The sequence below is a fragment of the Bacteroidota bacterium genome (assembly GCA_019637975.1).
Classification (GTDB): domain Bacteria; phylum Bacteroidota; class Ignavibacteria; order UBA10030; family UBA6906; genus CAADGV01.
On the sequence record JAHBUR010000014.1, the window covers coordinates 70,696 to 90,000 of the forward strand.

14 protein-coding genes are annotated in these 19,305 nt (G+C 51.6%); 9 read left to right on the top strand and 5 right to left on the bottom strand.

Features of this window, described 5'->3' with window-relative positions:
* Positions 1-14: 14 nt before the first annotated feature.
* The 3 genes from KF749_09790 (at position 15) to KF749_09800 (ending at position 4,837) form a co-directional block, all read left to right on the top strand.
* Positions 15-2,378 carry a TonB-dependent receptor gene (locus KF749_09790; GenBank protein MBX2991450.1) on the top strand — a complete coding sequence of 788 codons (2,364 nt, stop codon included), beginning with the start codon at positions 15-17 and terminating at the stop codon, positions 2,376-2,378.
* A gap of 29 nt (positions 2,379-2,407) precedes the next feature.
* Positions 2,408-2,893, top strand: coding sequence for a hypothetical protein (locus tag KF749_09795; GenBank protein MBX2991451.1), 486 nt, complete (start codon positions 2,408-2,410; stop codon positions 2,891-2,893).
* 108 nt (positions 2,894-3,001) lie between these two features.
* The gene (locus tag KF749_09800) at positions 3,002-4,837 is read left to right on the top strand and encodes a hypothetical protein (GenBank protein MBX2991452.1); all 1,836 of its coding nucleotides are present in this window, start codon (positions 3,002-3,004) and stop codon (positions 4,835-4,837) included.
* A 59-nt stretch (positions 4,838-4,896) separates the two neighbouring features.
* Here the strand turns inward: KF749_09800 and KF749_09805 are convergent, their stop codons facing one another.
* The 4 genes from KF749_09805 to KF749_09820 form a co-directional block, all read right to left on the bottom strand.
* Positions 4,897-6,117 (bottom strand): hypothetical protein, encoded by a 1,221-nt coding sequence (locus KF749_09805; protein ID MBX2991453.1) that lies wholly within the window; start codon positions 6,115-6,117, stop codon positions 4,897-4,899.
* Between the two features lie 5 nt (positions 6,118-6,122).
* Positions 6,123-7,994 carry a T9SS type A sorting domain-containing protein gene (locus KF749_09810; GenBank protein MBX2991454.1) on the bottom strand — a complete coding sequence of 624 codons (1,872 nt, stop codon included), beginning with the start codon at positions 7,992-7,994 and terminating at the stop codon, positions 6,123-6,125.
* Positions 7,995-8,119: 125 nt separating this feature from the next.
* Complete coding sequence (locus KF749_09815) at positions 8,120-8,974, bottom strand: enoyl-CoA hydratase/isomerase family protein (GenBank protein ID MBX2991455.1); 855 nt, start codon at positions 8,972-8,974, stop codon at positions 8,120-8,122.
* Entirely contained in the window at positions 8,974-9,273 is a 300-nt protein-coding gene (locus KF749_09820) for an EthD family reductase (GenBank protein ID MBX2991456.1), read from the bottom strand. Before KF749_09820 ends, KF749_09815 begins: the two co-directional genes overlap by 1 nt.
* A 269-nt stretch (positions 9,274-9,542) precedes the next feature.
* Here KF749_09820 and KF749_09825 point away from each other — a divergent pair, with 269 nt between their 5' ends.
* The 3 genes from KF749_09825 to KF749_09835 all read left to right on the top strand — a co-directional run bounded on the left by KF749_09825 (position 9,543) and on the right by KF749_09835 (position 13,177).
* Positions 9,543-10,358, top strand: coding sequence for a hypothetical protein (locus tag KF749_09825; protein MBX2991457.1), 816 nt, complete (start codon positions 9,543-9,545; stop codon positions 10,356-10,358).
* A 116-nt stretch (positions 10,359-10,474) separates the two neighbouring features.
* Positions 10,475-12,667 carry a DPP IV N-terminal domain-containing protein gene (locus KF749_09830; GenBank protein ID MBX2991458.1) on the top strand — a complete coding sequence of 731 codons (2,193 nt, stop codon included), beginning with the start codon at positions 10,475-10,477 and terminating at the stop codon, positions 12,665-12,667.
* Positions 12,668-12,697: 30 nt separating this feature from the next.
* On the top strand, positions 12,698-13,177 hold the full coding sequence (locus KF749_09835) for a heme-binding domain-containing protein (protein MBX2991459.1): 480 nt from the start codon (positions 12,698-12,700) through the stop codon (positions 13,175-13,177).
* 19 nt (positions 13,178-13,196) lie between these two features.
* Here KF749_09835 and KF749_09840 read toward each other — a convergent pair whose 3' ends face one another.
* The gene (locus KF749_09840; GenBank protein ID MBX2991460.1) at positions 13,197-13,616 is read right to left on the bottom strand and encodes a DoxX family protein; all 420 of its coding nucleotides are present in this window, start codon (positions 13,614-13,616) and stop codon (positions 13,197-13,199) included.
* A gap of 87 nt (positions 13,617-13,703) precedes the next feature.
* On the opposite strand from KF749_09840, the gene KF749_09845 reads away from it, so the two are divergent.
* The 3 genes from KF749_09845 (at position 13,704) to KF749_09855 (ending at position 19,042) form a co-directional block, all read left to right on the top strand.
* A complete protein-coding gene (locus tag KF749_09845) occupies positions 13,704-14,114 on the top strand; it encodes a thiol-disulfide oxidoreductase DCC family protein (protein ID MBX2991461.1) in 411 nt (136 codons plus the stop codon).
* Positions 14,115-14,195: 81 nt separating this feature from the next.
* The gene (locus KF749_09850) at positions 14,196-17,129 is read left to right on the top strand and encodes a hypothetical protein (protein ID MBX2991462.1); all 2,934 of its coding nucleotides are present in this window, start codon (positions 14,196-14,198) and stop codon (positions 17,127-17,129) included.
* Between the two features lie 29 nt (positions 17,130-17,158).
* Positions 17,159-19,042 carry a DUF2723 domain-containing protein gene (locus KF749_09855; protein ID MBX2991463.1) on the top strand — a complete coding sequence of 628 codons (1,884 nt, stop codon included), beginning with the start codon at positions 17,159-17,161 and terminating at the stop codon, positions 19,040-19,042.
* The last annotated feature ends 263 nt before the right edge of the window (positions 19,043-19,305 follow it).

Consider the following 19,305-nt stretch of genomic DNA (forward strand, 5'->3'; position numbering starts at 1 on the left):
TCCGCTTTCGTGAGATGGAGCTTCACTCAGCTCTCGATTCATTGCTGCGTTGGTATTCCGTTCCCCTCATCTATCTTGAAAAGGATATTGCGGGGAAGAAGGTGACGGCCGAATGCGACGAATGCAATTTCGAGGAAGCAATCAAGAAAGTGATTGAACATCAATCGCTTGTTGCGCGTGTCGTCGGCTCGCAAGTCGTGTTGCAGGCACAGCCGGTCGAGCGCAAGATTCCGCCTGCTACGATTTCGGGAACAATCACCGATTCACTAACGGGCGAGTGGCTTGTTGATGCAACGGTTCTGTTGCGTCATGAATCGCCAGAAGGGGAGCAGATTCATCGCATCTGTTCAACGAATCAATTCGGTTTCTATTCGCTGCAGAATGTTCGTCCCGGAACGTATCTGCTGACAATTCGATCGATAGGATATCAGACACTGAATCTGTCGCTCACCGTTGAAGCGGGCGTATCGACAACGATCAATCATACATTATACCCACGCGATGTTGTGATGCAGGAGATTACCGTTGAAGGTCAGCGCTCGGCGTTCACGGCCTCTGAAGGCATCTCACGCGGCGTGTACATCCGCGCCACGCCATCTGATCAAAACCAATACCTTCTCGAAGGCGCAAGAATCTACAATCCGTCACATTTCGGCGGCGTGTTGAGTACGTTCAACGGAGATGCGTTGCGCGATGTGCAAACGCTTGCGGGAGGCGTGCCTCCCTACTACGGCGGACGCATCGGCGGCATTCTCGATGTCACGCTGCGCAACGGTCGCGAGGATGTTTCAGGCGTCGCCGGAGTCGGAACGCTCGGCTCAAGTCTGATGCTCGAAGGTCCGGTTGCAGAACAAACCACGTTTCTTCTTTCCGGAAGAAGAGGATATCCGAATGTGTTGATGGAACGAAATCCGGCTCAAGGCACGCGCAGCAACATCGGCACGACAGAAGTGATGGCGAAGGTGAGTCACACGCTTGCCGGCAACAGCAGGATTTTCTTCAGCGGATATTTTGGCCGTGATTCGTACGATAACTCTACACGAGATGCTTTCGGACGGGAACTCTTCAATTCTCTTGGTTGGGGAAATGCGGCCGCCAATCTCCGGTGGATGAGCATCATGTCGCCTTCGTTGTTCGTTCATGCATCTGCTGTGTACTCGCGTTACGGGTTTGACATTGAACATCGTCTGCCTGCAGCGGGGATTACGGCAACGCCGGCAGTTTTTCCCTCCAACTACTTCATTGAGGATTTTGCTTTGCGCGCAAATGCTGAACATTTCTACGACGAATACCATACTATGCGCGGCGGGGTTGAACTGATCCGCCACAGATTCGGCGGGATGATCAACGAATTCTCGATGCTCGGCGCGTCGGCGTCGCTGAACGGAGTTGCGGCGTGGGAGCTGGCGGTATACTTCCAGGATCAATGGCGATTGAGTCCGGCAGTCTCCGCGGAGTTGGGGGCAAGGGCAACAGCCTTCATCGGCAAGCTGGGAACATTCTCCGCCGTCGATCCCCGCTTCTCGATTCTTGTCAGGCTCAACGATGAGTTGCGCCTGTATTCATCTCTTTCCTCCGTCAATCAATTTGTTCATCCGTACCGCAACAGCGGCGTGTTTGTTTTCTATCCAACTCCATTTATCTACCCGTCAACAGATGCGGTTCGCCCCGCAACCTCGATGCAAGTATCGTTGGGGATGGAGAAGGTGTTTCGGGACGGGGACTATTCGATTGCTGTCGAATCATATTACAGAGTCACGCAGAAGCTGCACGAGTTTGTGTTCGATTCGTCGGCCATTGAGTTTACAGACGCGATGTTCTTTGGAGAAGGAACGGTGTACGGCGCGGAAGTTACCGTCAATAAACGTGCGGGCGACGTTACCGGTATGGTTCGCTACAGCCTCTCGAACTCGAAGAACCGCTTCCCGGAATTGAACGGCGGCGAACCGTACACGCCTCGCTTTGACCGGCGGCACGAGTTGCTCGTTTCTCTTTCGTATTCACGTCATGAGAATTGGACGTTCGGTGCGTTGTGTGTTCTCGCCTCGGATCAATCTCAAGGCTCCGGAGATGCTGCGAAAGCCGCAAACTTAGAACCCGGGCCGATCAGAGTGGAGGAAGCTCAAGCGCCGTTTGATATCAACGGAGGACGGTTCCCGGGATTTCAGCGGCTTGAGCTGAGAGCGACGTACCGATTTTTGTGGGAGGGATTCCCGGTTCAAGCTACGTTGCGTCTGCTCAACGGCTACGGCTTGCTCGATCCGTTTGCGTGGACGTTGCGCGACGTTTCTGATCCAAGAAGAAGTTGGAGTGTACGATTTGATCCGCCGGATCTGTTTCCGTTGTACCCGGCAGTAAGTATCAACGTCAAGTTTTGAAAGATCATGAGGAAGGAAAGGAGGACATCATGAATGCCAAACAGTGCCTGCTCTTGCTTGCAAGCGTGATGCTGACATGCAGTTGCAATGATGTCGGCGAGCAGATTCTCGTCCCTCCCGATTCGCAAACTCTTCCGACCATTACGCAGGGCGTATGGGGCATCGTCTATTTCTGGAAAGGCGATTTCATGCCTGGTGGTCCTCCGAGAGGCACAATCACGCCAGTCAGCAGGGAAATATATGTCTATGAGGCGACACGATCCGACCAAGTGGTAAGTGAGGGCATTGTCTTTTACCAGAGGATCAACACAAGGTTTGTCACGAAGACGAAATCAAACCGGTCGGGTTTCTATCAAGTAGCGCTTCCTCCCGGCAAGTACAGTTTCTTCGTGAAGGAGGGATCCTTGTTCTACGCCAACTACTGGGATGGCGAAGGGCACATTCTTCCCGGAGCTGTCTATGCGGACTCTCTGACGAATGTGCGAATTGACATTACGTATGAAGCAACATTTTAGTAATGAGGAGCTACACGAAGAAACGCCAAAGGAACTTCATGACCTTTGTGTGCTTCGTGGACGACACAACAATAATTTCAACCAAACAGACAACTCAGGAACAACACCATGACACGGATATTCGTCTCTCTTCTCATTTTCATGTTCACCCTTTCGAGCATGAGTTACGGCCAGTATTTCGGCGAGCAAGTGATGGAGAAATCGTTCGAGCAAACGGATTTCTTCTTCACGCCGTATCGATTTGTTCCGTTCGGCATCGGGACCTTCAAGAATTCCATCAGCGGCGTGTTGGATGATCCGCTGATTAATCTTGATGTCAATCCGTCGTATCTCTATCACGACAGTGTGCAGTCAAGCTACCTCTACTTCGATTTCAGATCGGCGAAGGAAATCCGGGATTGGCGCAATACGTACTATCCCTATCCTATGCTGGCCGTGCGAACAATCGAGGTTGCGAGCATTGTGCCGTACCCGCGTTTTTTCATCAACACACGGCGTGAGCTTGAGCCGGTCATCTCGGCTGCATATCTCTTCCGCCCGACAGAAGGAGCGATGAAGAATCTCTCGCTCGGACTTACGTACCAAATGATGTCACAAGACGAGAAATACTATCCCATTCCGCAGGACATTTACAAGTCCGTTCTTGGTTCCGACTATCGCGGAGTAACGTCATCGGCAGCGGAGAATATTCCCATCGTGGACAAATACAGCGGCACAGACAACATTCATCAGACGGGCCATTTCGTTTCGCTCTTTGCCGGATATGAACTCGACCCCGACTTGCGGGTTGGTGCCAAACTTGCGCGAGTCAGTTTTGATCGTGATGGATCGTTCGGTTCGCAGAATGTGTGGGACTATTACTACGCCAGCAACAGCTCATCGCTTTGGCGAAACGGCGAGGCGCGTGCTCAGTCGTACGGCCATTGGGAACTAATCGGCGGTGTGAACTATTCATTTGCTTCCAAATTCAATGTGGGCGTCAACGGCGGATACTTGTGGGGCGATGCGGATCAAACGATGGCGCGAAACGATTCATCGTACTACAGCTACGGCATAATCGGTTCGACGACGAACAACTGGAATTACTGGGGACATTCCGGCAATCAGCGACAGACGTGGAAGCATGACGGCAAGACGGTACTCGGCGGACTTGATTTCAAAGCACAAGTCAGTGAAAAACAAATTCTTCAATTCCATTATCAATACACCCGGCAGAACACCGACATCTCGCTCGGTGGATTCATCAACGACACGTCGTTCGGACGGTCACGATACCAGTGGGATACAACCGTTTATAACTACACGTCGAATTACAAGCTCTTTGATGAACGAAGCGGGAGCGGGATTTCTGTCGGCAACCTGCACAAGGCGGTTGCATCCCTGCAATGGGACATCAGCGAAAAAGTCCGCTTGTCGTTGGGCGCGCAATACGAAAGCCGCATCGTCGAGACGAATACGAACGAGGCAGTTGTGGCAAACAGGTTCTCCCGCTCTTCATCAACCGGCTCCTATCCGTACAGCTATTTTGATTCGACAGCCGAGTCGAAGAACCTTGAATGGAATTTCCGGACCAAACTTACGCGCTTCACAATTCCCGTTTTCTTCACCATCAAAACGTCGGATAAAGTAGAGTTGATCTTCGGACTCAATCGAAGTGTCGCCAACTGGCAGGTGGATGATGTCACACTCGCAATCTTCAACTATCGCGTGCAGGCAAATCGTGAAGGCACGGAACGGAGAGAACGTTTCGGCGAGCGCTATACCCAACCGCAGGAAAAGGTGAGCGACACCCGCACGACGCTGCTCGCGGGGTTCACCGTTGCGCCGTCGACCGTCTTCAATCTCCGCTTCCTCGTCGTGCCGAACTTTGTTGATTCTTACTACGAGGGAGGCGTCGAGTTGCAGGATTTGCAGTGGTGGATTTCGGTGAATCTGTTGCCGTGACCTCTGCTCGGGACTACGAGCAAGAGGAGGTGAAATAGCTGCGGGTTGCCCTCCGCATTCTACTCGCCATCACGTTTGCGGCGCTCGTATTTCGCGGTGGGATTGACAGGCTCGCTGTATTCACTGTTCCAGCTTTTGGTGAAGACACGCTGCAGCAAGCCGGAGAGTTTGCCGTTCTTCACCACAACGCCGAGACCCCGTGTGTTATAAAAATAGCTCTTTTCGGCGTTGCTTGTTCCCAACCAGAATGTTGATGCATCTGCGAGAATGAACTTGCAGTGTTGCACGCGGGCAAACGAAACGTATCCGCCGCTCCATTCCGGTATAACCATGAACCTGACTTCGATATTGGGAATTTGTGTCAACGCTTTCAATGATTTTTCCGCGCTTGTCCCTTTCCCCCAATCCGACACAAGTAACCGTACTGTGACGCCGCGTGCCGCTGCACGGCGCAGCGCGTTGTCGAGAGCAAGATACTCGCTGCCATCCCGGCCCCGTGTATCGTAACCGAGAAACTTCAGTGAAACTTCCTCCTTCGCTTCATCAATGATTCTTACCATGTGGCGCTCATCCCACAAACCCGTGTCGGGGATGAAGCCAACGGGACTTGCAGTCGGGGAAATCAGAAGCGTATCGCCTTCAACAACAGTTGTGAAAGGTGTGTGATATGTTTTGAGTGATAGGAGTTTAGAGAGATTGGCTTTGTCGTTTGATTCAGCGAGGTTCCAATCGAGAGTGAACACATCCTGATAGAATTCCGCAGTCTCTTTGTGTTTGATTTTCAATCCCAATTCGTGAATATGCTTCAACGCCCGCCAATCAAAATTCTGACTTCCAACAAAAACCATCTCACCGTCGACAGTGAAGAATTTTGCGTGCTGCACGCCGTTAGCAAGTTTCCCGAAATCGATAATTCGTGCTGTGATGTTCTTCTGTTTGGCGAGCCGCTCGATTGTTTCAGGGTATGTCTTCTGAAATCGGGCATCTGCGATTAGCCTGACGTTCACCCCCCGTCGGGCGGCGGCTTCGATTGCGAGAATCACATCTTCCAGCGGTTCGCCGGGCTTGTTAGAAACATAGAACTGTTCGATGTCGAGCGTCTTCTTCGCGCCGTTGATCATCTCCAGCCAGACCTCCTGCGTGTTGCGCATGTCGGGATTGTCGAGGGTTGTTTCGACGGGGATGCTTTCGACCAGTTCGAAGTCGGGATATCCCCCGATCTGCGGATATCCCGTACAACTTAGAAGAAGAACGGTAACAATCAGTGCGGTATGTCGCATGCGTATCATCTGATGTAGATGAGTTTTCTTGTACTCACGTGTTTGTTGTCGGCCGTTAGCGTGTAGAGATACACGCCGCTCGGCAGATTTGCTGCGTTGAAGAGAGTGGTGTGTTCGCCGGCTCGCATTTTGCCTTTGACAAGCATGGCGACTTCCTGCCCGAGCATGTCACAAACCCGCAGCATAATATGCATTTCCCGATTCAAAGTGAACGCAATTGTTGTCGATGGGTTGAACGGGTTCGGATAATTTTGATGAAGGGTAATCGTTGCCGGAACCATTGCTTCATCCGGCTTCACGTCCGTTACAGCAACCGTCTGCGCGTTCATCACAACGGGTCGTGATTTGCCGCGACGGTTCCACGAGGCGTACAAACTGTCGCCCCATCGTCGCCAGTCTTGCGTATTACCGACGTTCTCATCCCGCAAGAATGTGATATACTCCTTGCTCGACGTCTGGTAGTAGAGGGTCGCCGTTATGTTTGCCACGCTCGCAGGCATCGTGTACGCGGTGATGTCCCAGTACTGTTCATCGGCGTACGCGTACGCAACCGGCTCGGCTTTGTGTGATGCAAAAGCAGCGTTCGCAAAGCCGCGTGGCGGAATCCGGTTATCGGAGTAAATGGTATCGTTGAGCACGAAGTGAAACGATGGCCCCGGTGTCAACGCATACTGAATTGCCCGCGCAACAGTGAGTCCGGGTTTCGTTTCATAAATCTTTGCTTGTGCATCATGCGTTAACTCGGCAGTCTCGAAGTTGTACGCGCCTGATTGAAAGACAGTGTCTCCGTTTGCATTCCTCCCTACAATATTCAACCACATGCGTCGCCCTTCCGGATAGCCGGTCGGCAACTTGTGTCCGGTAAGATTCGTGATTCGAACGGTTGCTGTAACAGTATCACTATGACGATAGGCGTTGGCTTCAAGCGTCGCAGCACGTTGCAGAGTCTGAACAGCCCGCTGCTTGCTTGCGGACAGCCGGGCAGTGTCAAGGCCTGTCGTCCAGAAATCCGGAAGAATATCCTGTAAGAATGTATTCCCTCCCGTCATATCGTGTTTCGGAATGTCAGGCCGGAACGGCGCCATCGGCAAATTCGATCCGTACCCGGGCTGGTGCGGCATGTGACACGATTGGCAGTTGCCCGATTGTCCTTGTTGTACGTACCAGCTCATCTTCCATTCACTGTACGTTCTTTCAATCGGACCGTATTCGTGAGGTGATTGTGTCGTCGAGTTCTGCGCGTAGAGCGGATTGCTCACATTATGACAGACGCCGCAGAATTCGGAGGTTCGATAGAATGTGTCGGCCTGATTTGTGTGGAATGTCGCGATGGCATCTGCAAACGGGCCGCGCTTCGGATTGCGCGGCACTTGTGCGACGAACATTCCGTTTCCGTAACCGGGAACCGGCGGGTTTGCTGTGGAGTCGGGCAGCAACGGGTCCTTCATCCGGTGGCAGAAATCGCATTGCACCCCGTTGAGATCGTTCCCGATCAAGCCCTCGCCGGTTGGCGGATTAGATCGTCCTTCGAGCCAACCGGATGGTGAATGACAACGAATGCAGTATTCGCCAACACCGTTGATATACTTGTTTGCAACAGCCATTGTAGCGTAGAACAACGGATCACGGGCTGATTGCCCCATCGGACTTCCATGCCAATCCGCTGTGATTGAAACAGGGAATCCGGTTGTTTGCGTTTGATGACAGTTCTGGCACATCGTGTAAGCTTCAAACGTCTGCACAACGCCGGGTTGTGTTCCGGGGAGGAAGATGCTGGCCAATCGCGGGTTACCGTTTCCGCGCAGCGAGAATCCGAGAGACACAAACACAGCAATAGCAAGGCTGAAGAGAATGAAAAGAGAACGTACGTTTTTCATGGTTGATGAATCCTGATAGTTGGGAATTTCAATCGGGGAAGAATTTGTGTGGAAAGGAACAAGCGAACATCCGCCCGGTGCCGCAGCTCCCAATTGAAGAGGGAGATAACGCTGCGCGGGTTCTGCTACTTCAGACGGCTTGTGTTGGCCATTCTTTTGCGTAGGGCCTTGTAATCTATCTCACGCTTTTCGTTGAAGGCGTTGATCCCTTCTTTGATCTCTTCAGCGGAAGTATGCACTGTAAGCCAATCCCGCAAATGTCCGATGGTGAGCGACCAGGAGAAGTCGCGCCAGAAATTGAGTTGCTGCTTCGTGTAGCGAGTACACTCCGGCAATTTGTTGACGAGTTTCTCCGCCATCTCCTCAACGGCTTTGTCGAGCTTTTTGCGGGGAACAACTTGATTGACGAGGCCCCACTCCAGCGCCTTTTTGATGGGGATTTTCTCGTTTAACAAAAGGACTTCGCGAGCCCGGCGGTCGCCGATGATCAGAGGGAGCCATTGCGTTGCACCCGCAGCGGCAACGCTTCCACGCGATGTGCCCGCGTGACCGATGTAAATATCGTCGGCTGCAACCGCCAGATCGCAAGACATCTGCAATTCATTTCCTCCCCCTACAACCATGCCGTTCAAGCGGGCAATAGTCGGTTTTCCGATGTTGCGGAGCCGTTCAAACGTTTCCATGAACACGCCCATCCATTTATAGAAATCGTTCGGCGTTTCGAGGAATTCTTCCTTCCACTCCTTCATGTCGGCGCCTGTGCAGAAGGCCTTATCGCCGGCACCTGTTACAATGAGAACCGCGACCTCATCATCCCACGCTGCATCCTGGAATGCCGCCTGTAACTCGCGAAGCGTATCAACATTGAGGCAATTGTAGACCTCAGGGCGATTGATGGTGATGGTCGCACGCCAGTTGCCTTTGGCGTAGAGGATGTTCTTGAAGTTGAGTTCATGGGGAGATTTTCCGGTGTACGCCATTACTCCTCTTCCCCGATAAATACGGTTACGATATCGGCGGCGAAGCTCATCAAATCCCGCGCTACCGCTTTGCCTTCCTTGGAAACAAGTGCTGCGTCCATTGCATCTTTGTTGTCGAAATACATCTCGCACATCAGATGGAACTTTGTTTCCCCGATGGGCGCCCCTGTAATGCGGGTGATTTCCAGCTTGCGCAATCCCGGATACTGTTTCACGAGCGGGGTATGGATCTCTGCATAGTGCTTGTCGAATTCCGCAACATCGGCAGGCTTGCGGTAGAGGGCAATCAGTTTCGTCATGGACATTCCTTGATTCTGGTGAAGTGGTTGGGAAATATACCCAAGCGTCCGCGCAGAAGCAACGACGTTCGCTGAATTAGGAGATGGCTAAAATCTTCAACCAACTGACTACTATCGCGCAGTGGTGAGGCCGGTGTTCTTCATCTTCAATCTCATCTCATTGGCACAACTCCCTATGCCGCAATACCGGCATGAGGCGGGCGGCGGTCACCTGTGTTGGCATTTGGTTTGGAGGAGATTTCCCAAACTTGAAAGGCAACCGAAACTGCATGCCACTTCACACGCAACACTTGCGGATAGTGGTGGTGGGGATTGAGGCGAGCATCAAAGTACTGAGAACCCTTCTTGCCGCAGGGGGCTCGGCCGGTTGCCGGTTGTATCATGTGCAGCAACCCGCGGAACTGATTTCCCTTTCTTCTGATCATCCATTCAACCTGATTGTCTTTGTTGAGTCAAGCCGGAACAGCGTGGATCTTTCTTTTCTTGGCCTGATACGTGAACATCACCCGGCCGTTCCGACCGTGATACTGAATGAGAGAGATCCTGAAGAAGTCCGCACAAGCGCATTGCGGCAAGGTGTGCGTGAGGCTTTGCTGAACACGTTGGTGGCGGATGACGCTGTTGCTGCGGCAGAAGACCGCGGGAACTTAAGACGGATGGATGCCGCCGCCACACCACAAGGCAACTTCGAGCAAGTCGCGCAAATGCTGCAAAGTAATCACATTCCCGAACAGATAGTGCTTTCACCGGAGCGGCTTGGCTTGAAACCGCTCAGTGAAACCATGCCGTATAAGTTTCTCGAGTTGGTCAGAAGCTACGGCAACGTTCTTGTTCATGCAGCAGGCCGCTCCGCAAACACCCGGGGAGCGTTCAGCGGGCATAGTGTGTCACTGAAATTACAGTTCCTCGCTTCGGACTTGGGGGATCTGAAGGCAGGGGTGCGGGATGTTCTTGATCTTCACACCAAAGCTGTTGAAGGCAAACCGTCAAACACGATCCCGAAGGAGCAGTCCCGACAAATACTGCTCGAGCTTGTTACGGATCTTGTGTCCTACTATCGGCAAGCAGCGGATTCCCTCCGGTGAACGGATAGTCGTCGAGAATTGGTAGTCTCGACTTTCGTTTCTCTCCGAAATTTCCGATCTTCGAATCAATCACACCGGTCACCGGTTGTATTCTTTCAACGAAAAAGGGCTTCCCGATGAAACACCATCGCTGGGGCGTTCTGCCTCTTCTTCTGTTGTTAATCGTACCGATGCTGCACGCTCAACGCGGCGCGACGGTTCGCTGGTCGAAAGACGGCAACGGATTCTACACGAATGACAGTACAGGGATTGTGCTCACCAGCCTGCCTTCACAGAAGCGAAGTATTATTATTCCGCAGAAGGCCCTTGTGCCCGCGGGGAAGGATAAGCCGCTTGTGTTGCGCAACTACTTCTTCTCTGCCGACAACAAGAGCCTCCTCATTTACACCAATACCAAACGTGTGTGGCGGTACGAAACACGGGGCGACTATTGGGTTCTCGATATCCGGGCGGGAAAACTCCGGCAATTGGGTGAGGGACTTTCCCCATCGTCATTGATGTTTGCCAAATTCTCACCCGACGGAAACAGCGTTGCCTATGTTTTCGAGCGGAATGTTTTTGTCGAGAATGTCGCGACCGGCGAGCGGAAGCAGTTGACGCAAACCGATGGCTCAAAGAAACTCATCAACGGCACGTTCGATTGGGCATACGAGGAAGAATTGGATTGTCGTGACGGCTTCCGTTGGAGCCCCGACGGCAAGCGCATTGCCTACTGGCAGGTGGATGCCAATTCCGTCCGCGATTTTCTGATGATCAATAATACGGATTCCATCTATTCGTTTGTTGTTCCCGTGGAATATCCAAAAGTCGGAGAGACCCCCTCGCCCGTCAGGATTGGTGTTGTTGATGCTGCAGGCGGAGATACAAGATGGATGAACGTGCCGGGCGATCCGCATCAACAGTACATTCCGCGCATGGAGTGGGCCGGCACAACCGAGCTTGTTCTACAGATTCTGAACCGAAAACAAAACGCCACAACCTTGATGTATGCCGATATCAAGACAGGAACCTGTTCGGCGTTCTATGCGGAAGCAGACACGGCCTGGATTGACACGAAATCCAACTGGAACGGCGGGGAAACAACATCATGGGATTGGATCAACGGCGGGAAAGAATTCTTGTGGGGAAGCGAAAAGGGCGGGTGGCGACAACTCTACAGAATAGGGCGGGATGGTAAAACCGAAAGGCTCGTCACACCGGATCCGTTCGATCTCATCTCACTCACGCATGTTGATGAGTCGACGGGCGTTGTGTATTTCATAGCCTCCCCTGATAATGCAACGCAGCGTTATCTCTATCGTGTTCCGCTCAACGGTAAGCAATCAGCGCAAAGGGTTTCTCCGCCCGATCAGGAGGGAACGCACAGCTACGACATTTCGCCGAACGGCAAGTTTGCGCTTCACACATTCTCAAACCACTACACGCCGACCGCCCGTGAATGGATTTCGTTGCCCTCCCACAAACCGCTTGAGCCGGATTCCGCCATCTCCCGCAAAATCTCGGCGGAAGCAAAGAAGAACTCAAATATCGAATTCTTCAGAATTACGACTGATGATGGCGTTGAAGTTGACGGTTGGATGGCGAAGCCGCATAACTTTGATCGAACTAAAAAGTACCCTGTCTTGTTCCTTGTGTACACCGAGCCCGCCGGACAAACTGTTGTGAACAGGTGGGGAATGGGGCGGCTGCAGCACTATTCGGGTGACCTTGCGGCGGATGGGTACATCTATATGTCGCTCGACAATCGCGGAACTCCCGCTCCGAAGGGAAAAGCGTGGCGCAAGGCTATTTACCGCAAAATTGGCATTGTCAACATCCGTGATCAGGCGATGGCAGCAAAGAAGGTGTTCGAGTGGCCGTTCATTGACACGAGTCGAATTGCCTTGTGGGGTCATAGCGGAGGCGGTTCTGCCACATTGAATCTGCTTTTCCAATACCCCGATATGTACAAAACCGGAATTTCGATGGCGGCCGTTACGAATCAACTCACATACGATAATATCTACCAGGAACGCTTCATGGGAATCCCGCAGGAAAACCGTGAGGATTTCATCAACGGTTCACCGGTTACCTATGCGAAAAATTTTCAGGGCAACCTTCTGTACATTCACGGCACGGGAGATGACAATGTTCACTATCAGAATGCAGAATTGCTCATCAATGAAATGGTGAAACATAATAAACAATTTCAATTCATGCCCTATCCGAACCGCTCGCACGGCATTGGCGAGGGAGAGGGGACACGGAAACATATCTCGACGCTGTTCACGAATTTCCTCCGGCAACACTGTCCTCCCGGCGGCAGATAATCCTATATATCACAACTGTTCTTATCAATCATGAAATTTTTGAAAATCGTTTTCGTATTACTTGCGGTGGCGTTTGTCGGGGCACAATTCTTCCGTCCTCCAAAAAATGAGGATGGTGACAGCCATTCGGGATTTCTCGCGAAGTTTGCCGTTCCGGTAGATGTGGAAGATATTCTGCGGACTTCCTGTTTCGATTGCCACAGTAACACAACGCGCTATCCGTGGTACGCGGAAATTCAACCGGCGGGCTGGTTTCTCAATCAACACATCGTGGATGCAAAGCGTCATCTGAACTTTTCGCAATTCGACAAGTATCGCGTACGCCTGCAACATCACAAATTCGAGGAGATCGCCGAACAGGTGGAGGCGGGAGAGATGCCCCTTGCCTCATACACATTGCTGCATTGGGATGCCAAGCTATCGGCGGGAGAACGGGAACGACTCATTGCGTGGGCGGACGCTCAACGCAAGACTCTTGAGGAGATCTACCCCGATAGTCTCGGTTTTTAGGAAAAGCCAGAACGCGGCGCTACAAGAGATTGAACTTCCTGTCCAGACTGAAGCGTCCCGCGCCAAGAAAAACGAGAGCAAGAACCGCGATACCCACTTCAACCGGATGCGCGTTATTTCCCATGAACGAGCCCGCCCTTGCGAAAACGCTTAACGAAGCGACAACCATCACGAACGCAAGGGCAATGCTTGCAGGCCTGACATACAGGCCAATAACGAGAAGCAGCCCGCCAACAAACTCAGTACCTCCCGCCAACAAACCCCAGACTTGCGGGGCGAAATCGATGCCGAGGTTCTTCATCGCGCCGCCGACCCGCGTCCAGCGTTCAGGCCCTTCGATGAGTTTCGGCCAACCATGGGCAACCATAAACATGATGCCGAGTCCGGCGCGGAGGATGAGCAGGCCAAGGTCGGTGTATGTGTTCAATGATTTGAGCATTGTGAAAACCGGCTGCTAATGTGAAAGAAATCTCCATTGTGGCGTACGATGATTTCAACTTCTGAACGTGACGCAGAGTTCCGTGCCATGACCGGGTTTCAAGGAAAGAACATCATTCTGTTCGATGGCGTCTGTAATTTGTGCGTCGGGAGCGTGCAGTTTGTGCTGAAACGTGACACACGAAATCTCTTTCTGTTCGCTTCGATGCAAAGCCGGTCAGGACAGGAAATGCTTCGCCATTTCAATCTTTCCGCTGACGTGTTCAATTCCTTTCTTTTGATTGAAAGCGGGCGTGTGTATCACCGTTCAACGGCAGCGTTGCGGGTTGTGAAGAATCTTGGTGGCGCATGGCCGCTTCTATTCTGCCTCTTTCCTGTGCCCCGTGTTGTTCGAGACGGAGTGTATGATTGGATTGCCAGAAACAGATACCGATGGTTTGGTAGGAAAGATGAATGCTGGCTCCCCACCCCGGAGTTGAAAAATCGGTTTCTTGATTAGTTGGCACAACAACACCTGCCTGCCGGTATAGAATTTCCCTCCGTTTTTGGCTACCATTAACACATATTATTTCCAAAAAGCATGACAACGGCAGATTTCCCTTCCGACACCTTTTCCGATTCTGAAAGCGCCTCACGCGCCGTTGTCAAACTTCACGACTTGTTTCTTGCCTCCGGTTCAACATATCACATCGACGAGTTCTCACAGAAACTCGCCGAATCCCTCCGTTCATCACCTGATCCTGACCTTGCAGCAACAAATCTGCTCCGGTTTGCCGAGGCAACAATGAGTACAGCATCGCTGTTCAATGATTTCATTAAACATGCCGTGCTGGCAGATGTACTGATGAAGATGCTCTCGTACTCGCGGTACTTTGCGGACATTCTCGTGCGCGACCCGGAACTGTTCCGCTGGCTCACAGCTTCCGATTCTCTCCTCAAACCGAGATCAGGGGAATTCCTGCGCGAAGAAACGGTGAGGGCGATGAGGATTTTCCAGAAACCAGAGCGCAAGCTTGACAGTCTGCGAAGAATGTACCGGAGGGAAATTCTCCGCATCGGAGCACGCGATATTCTCGGCGAAGCGGATCTTCAAACTCTTACAGAAGAACTTTCCCGTCTTGCTGATGCACTTGTTGATGCATCGTGCAGCATCGCGCATCAACAGCTTGCGGGACAGTTTCCCTTGGCTCCCGCCACACCCTATTCCGTCATCGGTCTCGGTAAACTCGGCGGCGTCGAACTGAACTACAGTTCCGACATCGATATCCTTTTCGTGTATCAAGAAGAGGGCGAGCTGACCGATGCCTTCGGGCGGGTACGGACGTATCACGAATATTTCAATGCTCTTGTCGAGAAAATTGTGCAGAATCTCTCACAAAGCTCGGCGGAGGGACATTTGTATCGCGTTGACACGCGGCTGCGACCCGAAAGCGGTGCGGGGCCTCTGGCACGATCTCTGCAAAGCTACCTCGCGTACTATGAAAGTCGGGGAGAATTGTGGGAACGACAAATGCTCATCAAAGCGCGGGCGATTGCCGGCGATCGTGAATTTGGAGAGAGGTTTCTCTCTGAACTCGAGCCGTTTGTGTATCCCCGCACGTTCTTTCACAATCCGCTTGAGAACATAGCACGCATCAAAGCGCGTATTGAAGCGGCGATTGCAGGAGAAGAGAATGTGAAATTGCGTGCGGGAGGGATTCGTGATATCGAGTTCATTGTTCAGGCCCTGCAATTGTTGAATGGGGGGAAGAACAGGGACATCCGCTCGCGCAGCACACTTCAGGCAATGAAGCAACTTGCGGCGGCACTACTTCTCTCCGAACCGGAGGAACGTGTGTTGGCCGATGCGTATGTTTTCTTCCGGACAATCGAACATCGGCTTCAAACGATGCTCAACACCCAAACGCACGCGATGCCGGATGATGAACACTCACTCCTTGTGTTGGCAAGAAAAGTAGGAATGCGTTCGGCAGATGATTTGCGCTCGACCTATTCCACCCATCTCTCGAACGTTCGCAGGATTTTCAATAGTGTGTTGGCAGCAGGCGAGGAGAAGTCAGGCTCGACGTTCGGCATGCTGGTAGATGGAAGTCTTGGCCCCGAGGCACTGGCGGCGGCTCTTGCCGGGTACGGATTTTGCGAGACGAGGAAAGCTGCCAAGAACATCGCAAGCCTGATGTCCGGAAGCGCCTTGGTGGAAACACGGGAGTTGGATGCACGTGCCCGTGATGCGTTTCGTGAAATTGCGGAAACTCTCTTGTCAGAAATCGTAAGAACGGCAAGCCCCGACCTGACGTTGCACAACCTTGCGCTGATTGCAGCCGCGCAGAAATTCCCCGAACATCTCTACACGCAGTTGCGGGAAAGCAACTTCCGGAAGTTGCTGCTTGCCATTTGTGCAGCAAGTCCCCGGCTTTCGAAAAGGCTGGCGCGCCATCCGTTGTTGCTCGAAACGCTCGCGACCGACCTGCTGCTGCTCGCAGGGCCGGGACTTGTTTCGCCGCTTCCCACAAGGAGTCTTGTCGAATTGAAGAATCAGGAAGAGCTTCGGGCTGGTATCAGGTACATTCTTGGCGTTACTTCATTTGCGGAGATGGCAAACGAGCTTTCGCAGTTGGCGAATATTATCGTGGTATCGGCGTTCAACGAGGAATTGAAGAAGGCAAGGCGGAAGTCTGTTCCTCTTGCTGTGTTTGCTCTGGGGAAATTCGGCACACGGGAAATCAATTTTGATTCGGATTTGGATTTGCTTTTTGTAACTGATGAACAGAGACCTGCAGCGAAAGACAAATTGGAACGGATGTCGACAGGAATGGTGAACCGGCTTTCGGTTGTGAGTGCTGAAGGAAAGCTGTACGATGTAGATGCACGCCTGCGGCCCGAAGGTCGAAGCGCTCCGTTAGTTGTTGAACGTGAGGCCTATCTCGCATATCTTAACAACCGTGCATCGTTGTGGGAAAGACAGTCGTTGACGCGTCTCCGGTGTGTTGCAGGAGATGAAGAGCTTGGGAAAGAAATCTTGAGAGATGTTGAGAAGTATGTGTTCGAATCGCCTCTTCCGTTCGCTTGGGTCGAAGAGACAATCGGAATGCGTAAAAAAACGGAATCCCGAAGTCTTGTTCACGACTCCGCATTCCTTGATATTAAACTGGGTGCCGGCGGTATGGTTGATATAGAATTTCTTGCTCAGGCAATTCAATTGAAATACGGCGGCGCATCCGGAACAATCCGGCATTTGAGTACGACGGAGACTCTTGAGTACGCATCACCGCTGCCGAAAATCGAAGCAGAAGAACTCGTTTCAGCGTACAGTTTCTATCGAAGAGTCGAGACGCAGTTGCGCATAACGCTTGAAGAACGCGGCAACATTCTCCCGGAAGATGAACAGTTGGATGTGTTAGCAAGAGGGCTTGGATTTCCTTCCGGAGCAGATCTTCATATGCGGCTCGTTGATATGATGAAGAGTGTACGAAAGATGTTCCTCTCAACTATGAAACAACTCTCAACAACATAGATATCACAATGGAGTTGCTGAAGAAACTGATGTTGTCAACGCACGGCAATGCACTACTTGTTTCCCTTGCGGCCTTTGCCGTTTACCTCAAGACACTTGCTCCGACCGTTTCGTTTATTGACAGCGGAGAGCTTGCCGCAGTTGCGTGTACGCTCGGTATTGCCCACCCGACCGGGTACCCGTTGTTCACGTTGTTAGGCTGGTTCTTTTCAAAACTCCCGATTGCGGGGGAGGAAATCGTTCGCCTCAATATCATGTCTGCGTTTCTCTGCGCCGCAGGCGTGTTTGTAGTTTATCACATCATACATTTCGTTCTAACAGGCGTGTTTTCGCGCGGCACCGCAGTCAAGTTCAGAAAGAAAGAGAGTTTTGACGTTGCTTTATCACTGTCGAGCGCAGGCGGTTCGCTGCTGTTGGCATTTTCGGAAACGTACTGGTCGCAGGCTGTCGCTATCGAAGTGTATTCATTGCATGTATTCCTTCTCTCCCTTGTGATATTCTCGTTTCTTAAGGCGGCGTACCATGATGTGTGGAATGCAGCAGGGGAAGAATGTTCTTCCGCCCGCTGGTGGTACATTTTTGCATTTACGCTTGGTCTCGCCTTTACGAACCATATGACAACCATCCTGCTTGCGCCCGGTTTGCTGTATCTCTATTTCTCGACGCAAGGATTCGATGCGAGCTCATGGAGAAGAATCGGTCGGATGGCAATTCCGTTTCTGGTGGGGTTCTCGTTGTATTTGTATCTTCCAGTTCGTGCAGCGCAATCTCCCATCTTGAATTGGGGAAATCCGGCGACGCTGGAGAAATTCCTCTGGCACTGGACGGGCAAACAGTATCGCGTCTGGATCTTTTCATCCACTGAGGCTGCAGGAAGGCAGCTTAAATATTTCATCGAATCGTTGCCGGTCGAGTTTGCGTACATCGGATTAATTCTCGCCTCCATAGGTGTCGTATTCCTTCTCAGAGGGAACAGAAAGGTCGCAATCTCGGTTCTTCTGTTGTTCTTTGGATGCCTGTTCTATTCTATCAACTATGACATTCATGATATCGATTCATATTTTTTGCTTGCCTATGTATGTATCGCGTTGCTTGCCGGAGCCGGGATTCTTGGTCTCTACAACTGGTTGTATGGGCGAGTGAATTCGGCCACCCTTAATGTTCTTATTGTTGTACTCTGTTTGATGCCCGGATTTTTTCACTATGATCGGACCGATGAATCGGAGAACTATCTTGTTGAAGACTACACGAAGAACATGTTTGCGTCAATCGAACCGAACGCGCTTGTGTTTTCATACCAGTGGGATTATTGGGTGTCGGCATCGTATTACTATCAATTCGTGAAGCACCAGCGTCCGGATATTGTTGTTGTTGACAAAGAACTGTTGCGACGGTCATGGTACTTCAAACAGTTGGAGCAGAGTTCTCCGTGGCTGATTGAGGAATCCAGAGTTGAAGTCGATGCATTCTTGAAAGAGTTGAATACGTTCGAGCGCGAGTTGCCGTATGATGCCCGGGTGATTGAAGCGAGGTTTGTTGGGATGATTCGCAGTTTCATCGCAAAGAGTATTGTTTCACGTCCTGTGTACGTTACGACGGAAATCGAGCCGGAGTTTACGGCGGGAATGCAGCGTGTTCCCGAGGGTTTGGCGCTGAGAGTTTACAACGACACACTTCGACATGAGATGCGAAATGTTGAATTCATCTACAGATCCCTTGACAGAAGTGGCCGGTTGGAGGATGCCCTCAGAAACCTCTATGCAACAGCGCTGAATGCGAGAGGGATGTACTGGATAAAGTCTGCGCAAGTAGATTCTGCGGCCATAGCATTTCATCGGGCTTTAGAATTCAACCCGAATTCTACAACAGCGCTGAATTTCTTCAGACAGGTTGAGGGTTTCAGAAGACCATAAGTTGGTGTAGCGGACGGGTTTGTTCCGGAGTTGTCTGTGAACGAAATTTAATTGTAGAGACACCCTCAGATTGCTTGTTTTGAGACCCCCAAGTGCGTAAATTTAAAGCCCAACCTCAGATGCGTTCAATGTTCTACTCCAAAAAAATCTTCAAGAACACTTGACACAAAACATGAAGTTGGATATATTATAAGCCCGCTAATATGCGGAACTCGAATAGAGTGTTGTTCTTTGAAAAATAGTGTGCATAGCCATAAGTCAAT

Coding starts and splice junctions, on each gene's coding strand:
- KF749_09790 (MBX2991450.1), top strand. CDS start 15: ATGGAGCTTCACTCAGCTCTCGATTCATTGCTGCGTTGGTATTCCGTT.
- KF749_09795 (MBX2991451.1), top strand. CDS start 2,408: ATGAATGCCAAACAGTGCCTGCTCTTGCTTGCAAGCGTGATGCTGACA.
- KF749_09800 (MBX2991452.1), top strand. CDS start 3,002: ATGACACGGATATTCGTCTCTCTTCTCATTTTCATGTTCACCCTTTCG.
- KF749_09805 (MBX2991453.1), bottom strand. CDS start 6,117: ATGCGACATACCGCACTGATTGTTACCGTTCTTCTTCTAAGTTGTACG.
- KF749_09810 (MBX2991454.1), bottom strand. CDS start 7,994: ATGAAAAACGTACGTTCTCTTTTCATTCTCTTCAGCCTTGCTATTGCT.
- KF749_09815 (MBX2991455.1), bottom strand. CDS start 8,974: ATGGCGTACACCGGAAAATCTCCCCATGAACTCAACTTCAAGAACATC.
- KF749_09820 (MBX2991456.1), bottom strand. CDS start 9,273: ATGACGAAACTGATTGCCCTCTACCGCAAGCCTGCCGATGTTGCGGAA.
- KF749_09825 (MBX2991457.1), top strand. CDS start 9,543: ATGCCACTTCACACGCAACACTTGCGGATAGTGGTGGTGGGGATTGAG.
- KF749_09830 (MBX2991458.1), top strand. CDS start 10,475: ATGAAACACCATCGCTGGGGCGTTCTGCCTCTTCTTCTGTTGTTAATC.
- KF749_09835 (MBX2991459.1), top strand. CDS start 12,698: ATGAAATTTTTGAAAATCGTTTTCGTATTACTTGCGGTGGCGTTTGTC.
- KF749_09840 (MBX2991460.1), bottom strand. CDS start 13,616: ATGCTCAAATCATTGAACACATACACCGACCTTGGCCTGCTCATCCTC.
- KF749_09845 (MBX2991461.1), top strand. CDS start 13,704: ATGACCGGGTTTCAAGGAAAGAACATCATTCTGTTCGATGGCGTCTGT.
- KF749_09850 (MBX2991462.1), top strand. CDS start 14,196: ATGACAACGGCAGATTTCCCTTCCGACACCTTTTCCGATTCTGAAAGC.
- KF749_09855 (MBX2991463.1), top strand. CDS start 17,159: ATGTTGTCAACGCACGGCAATGCACTACTTGTTTCCCTTGCGGCCTTT.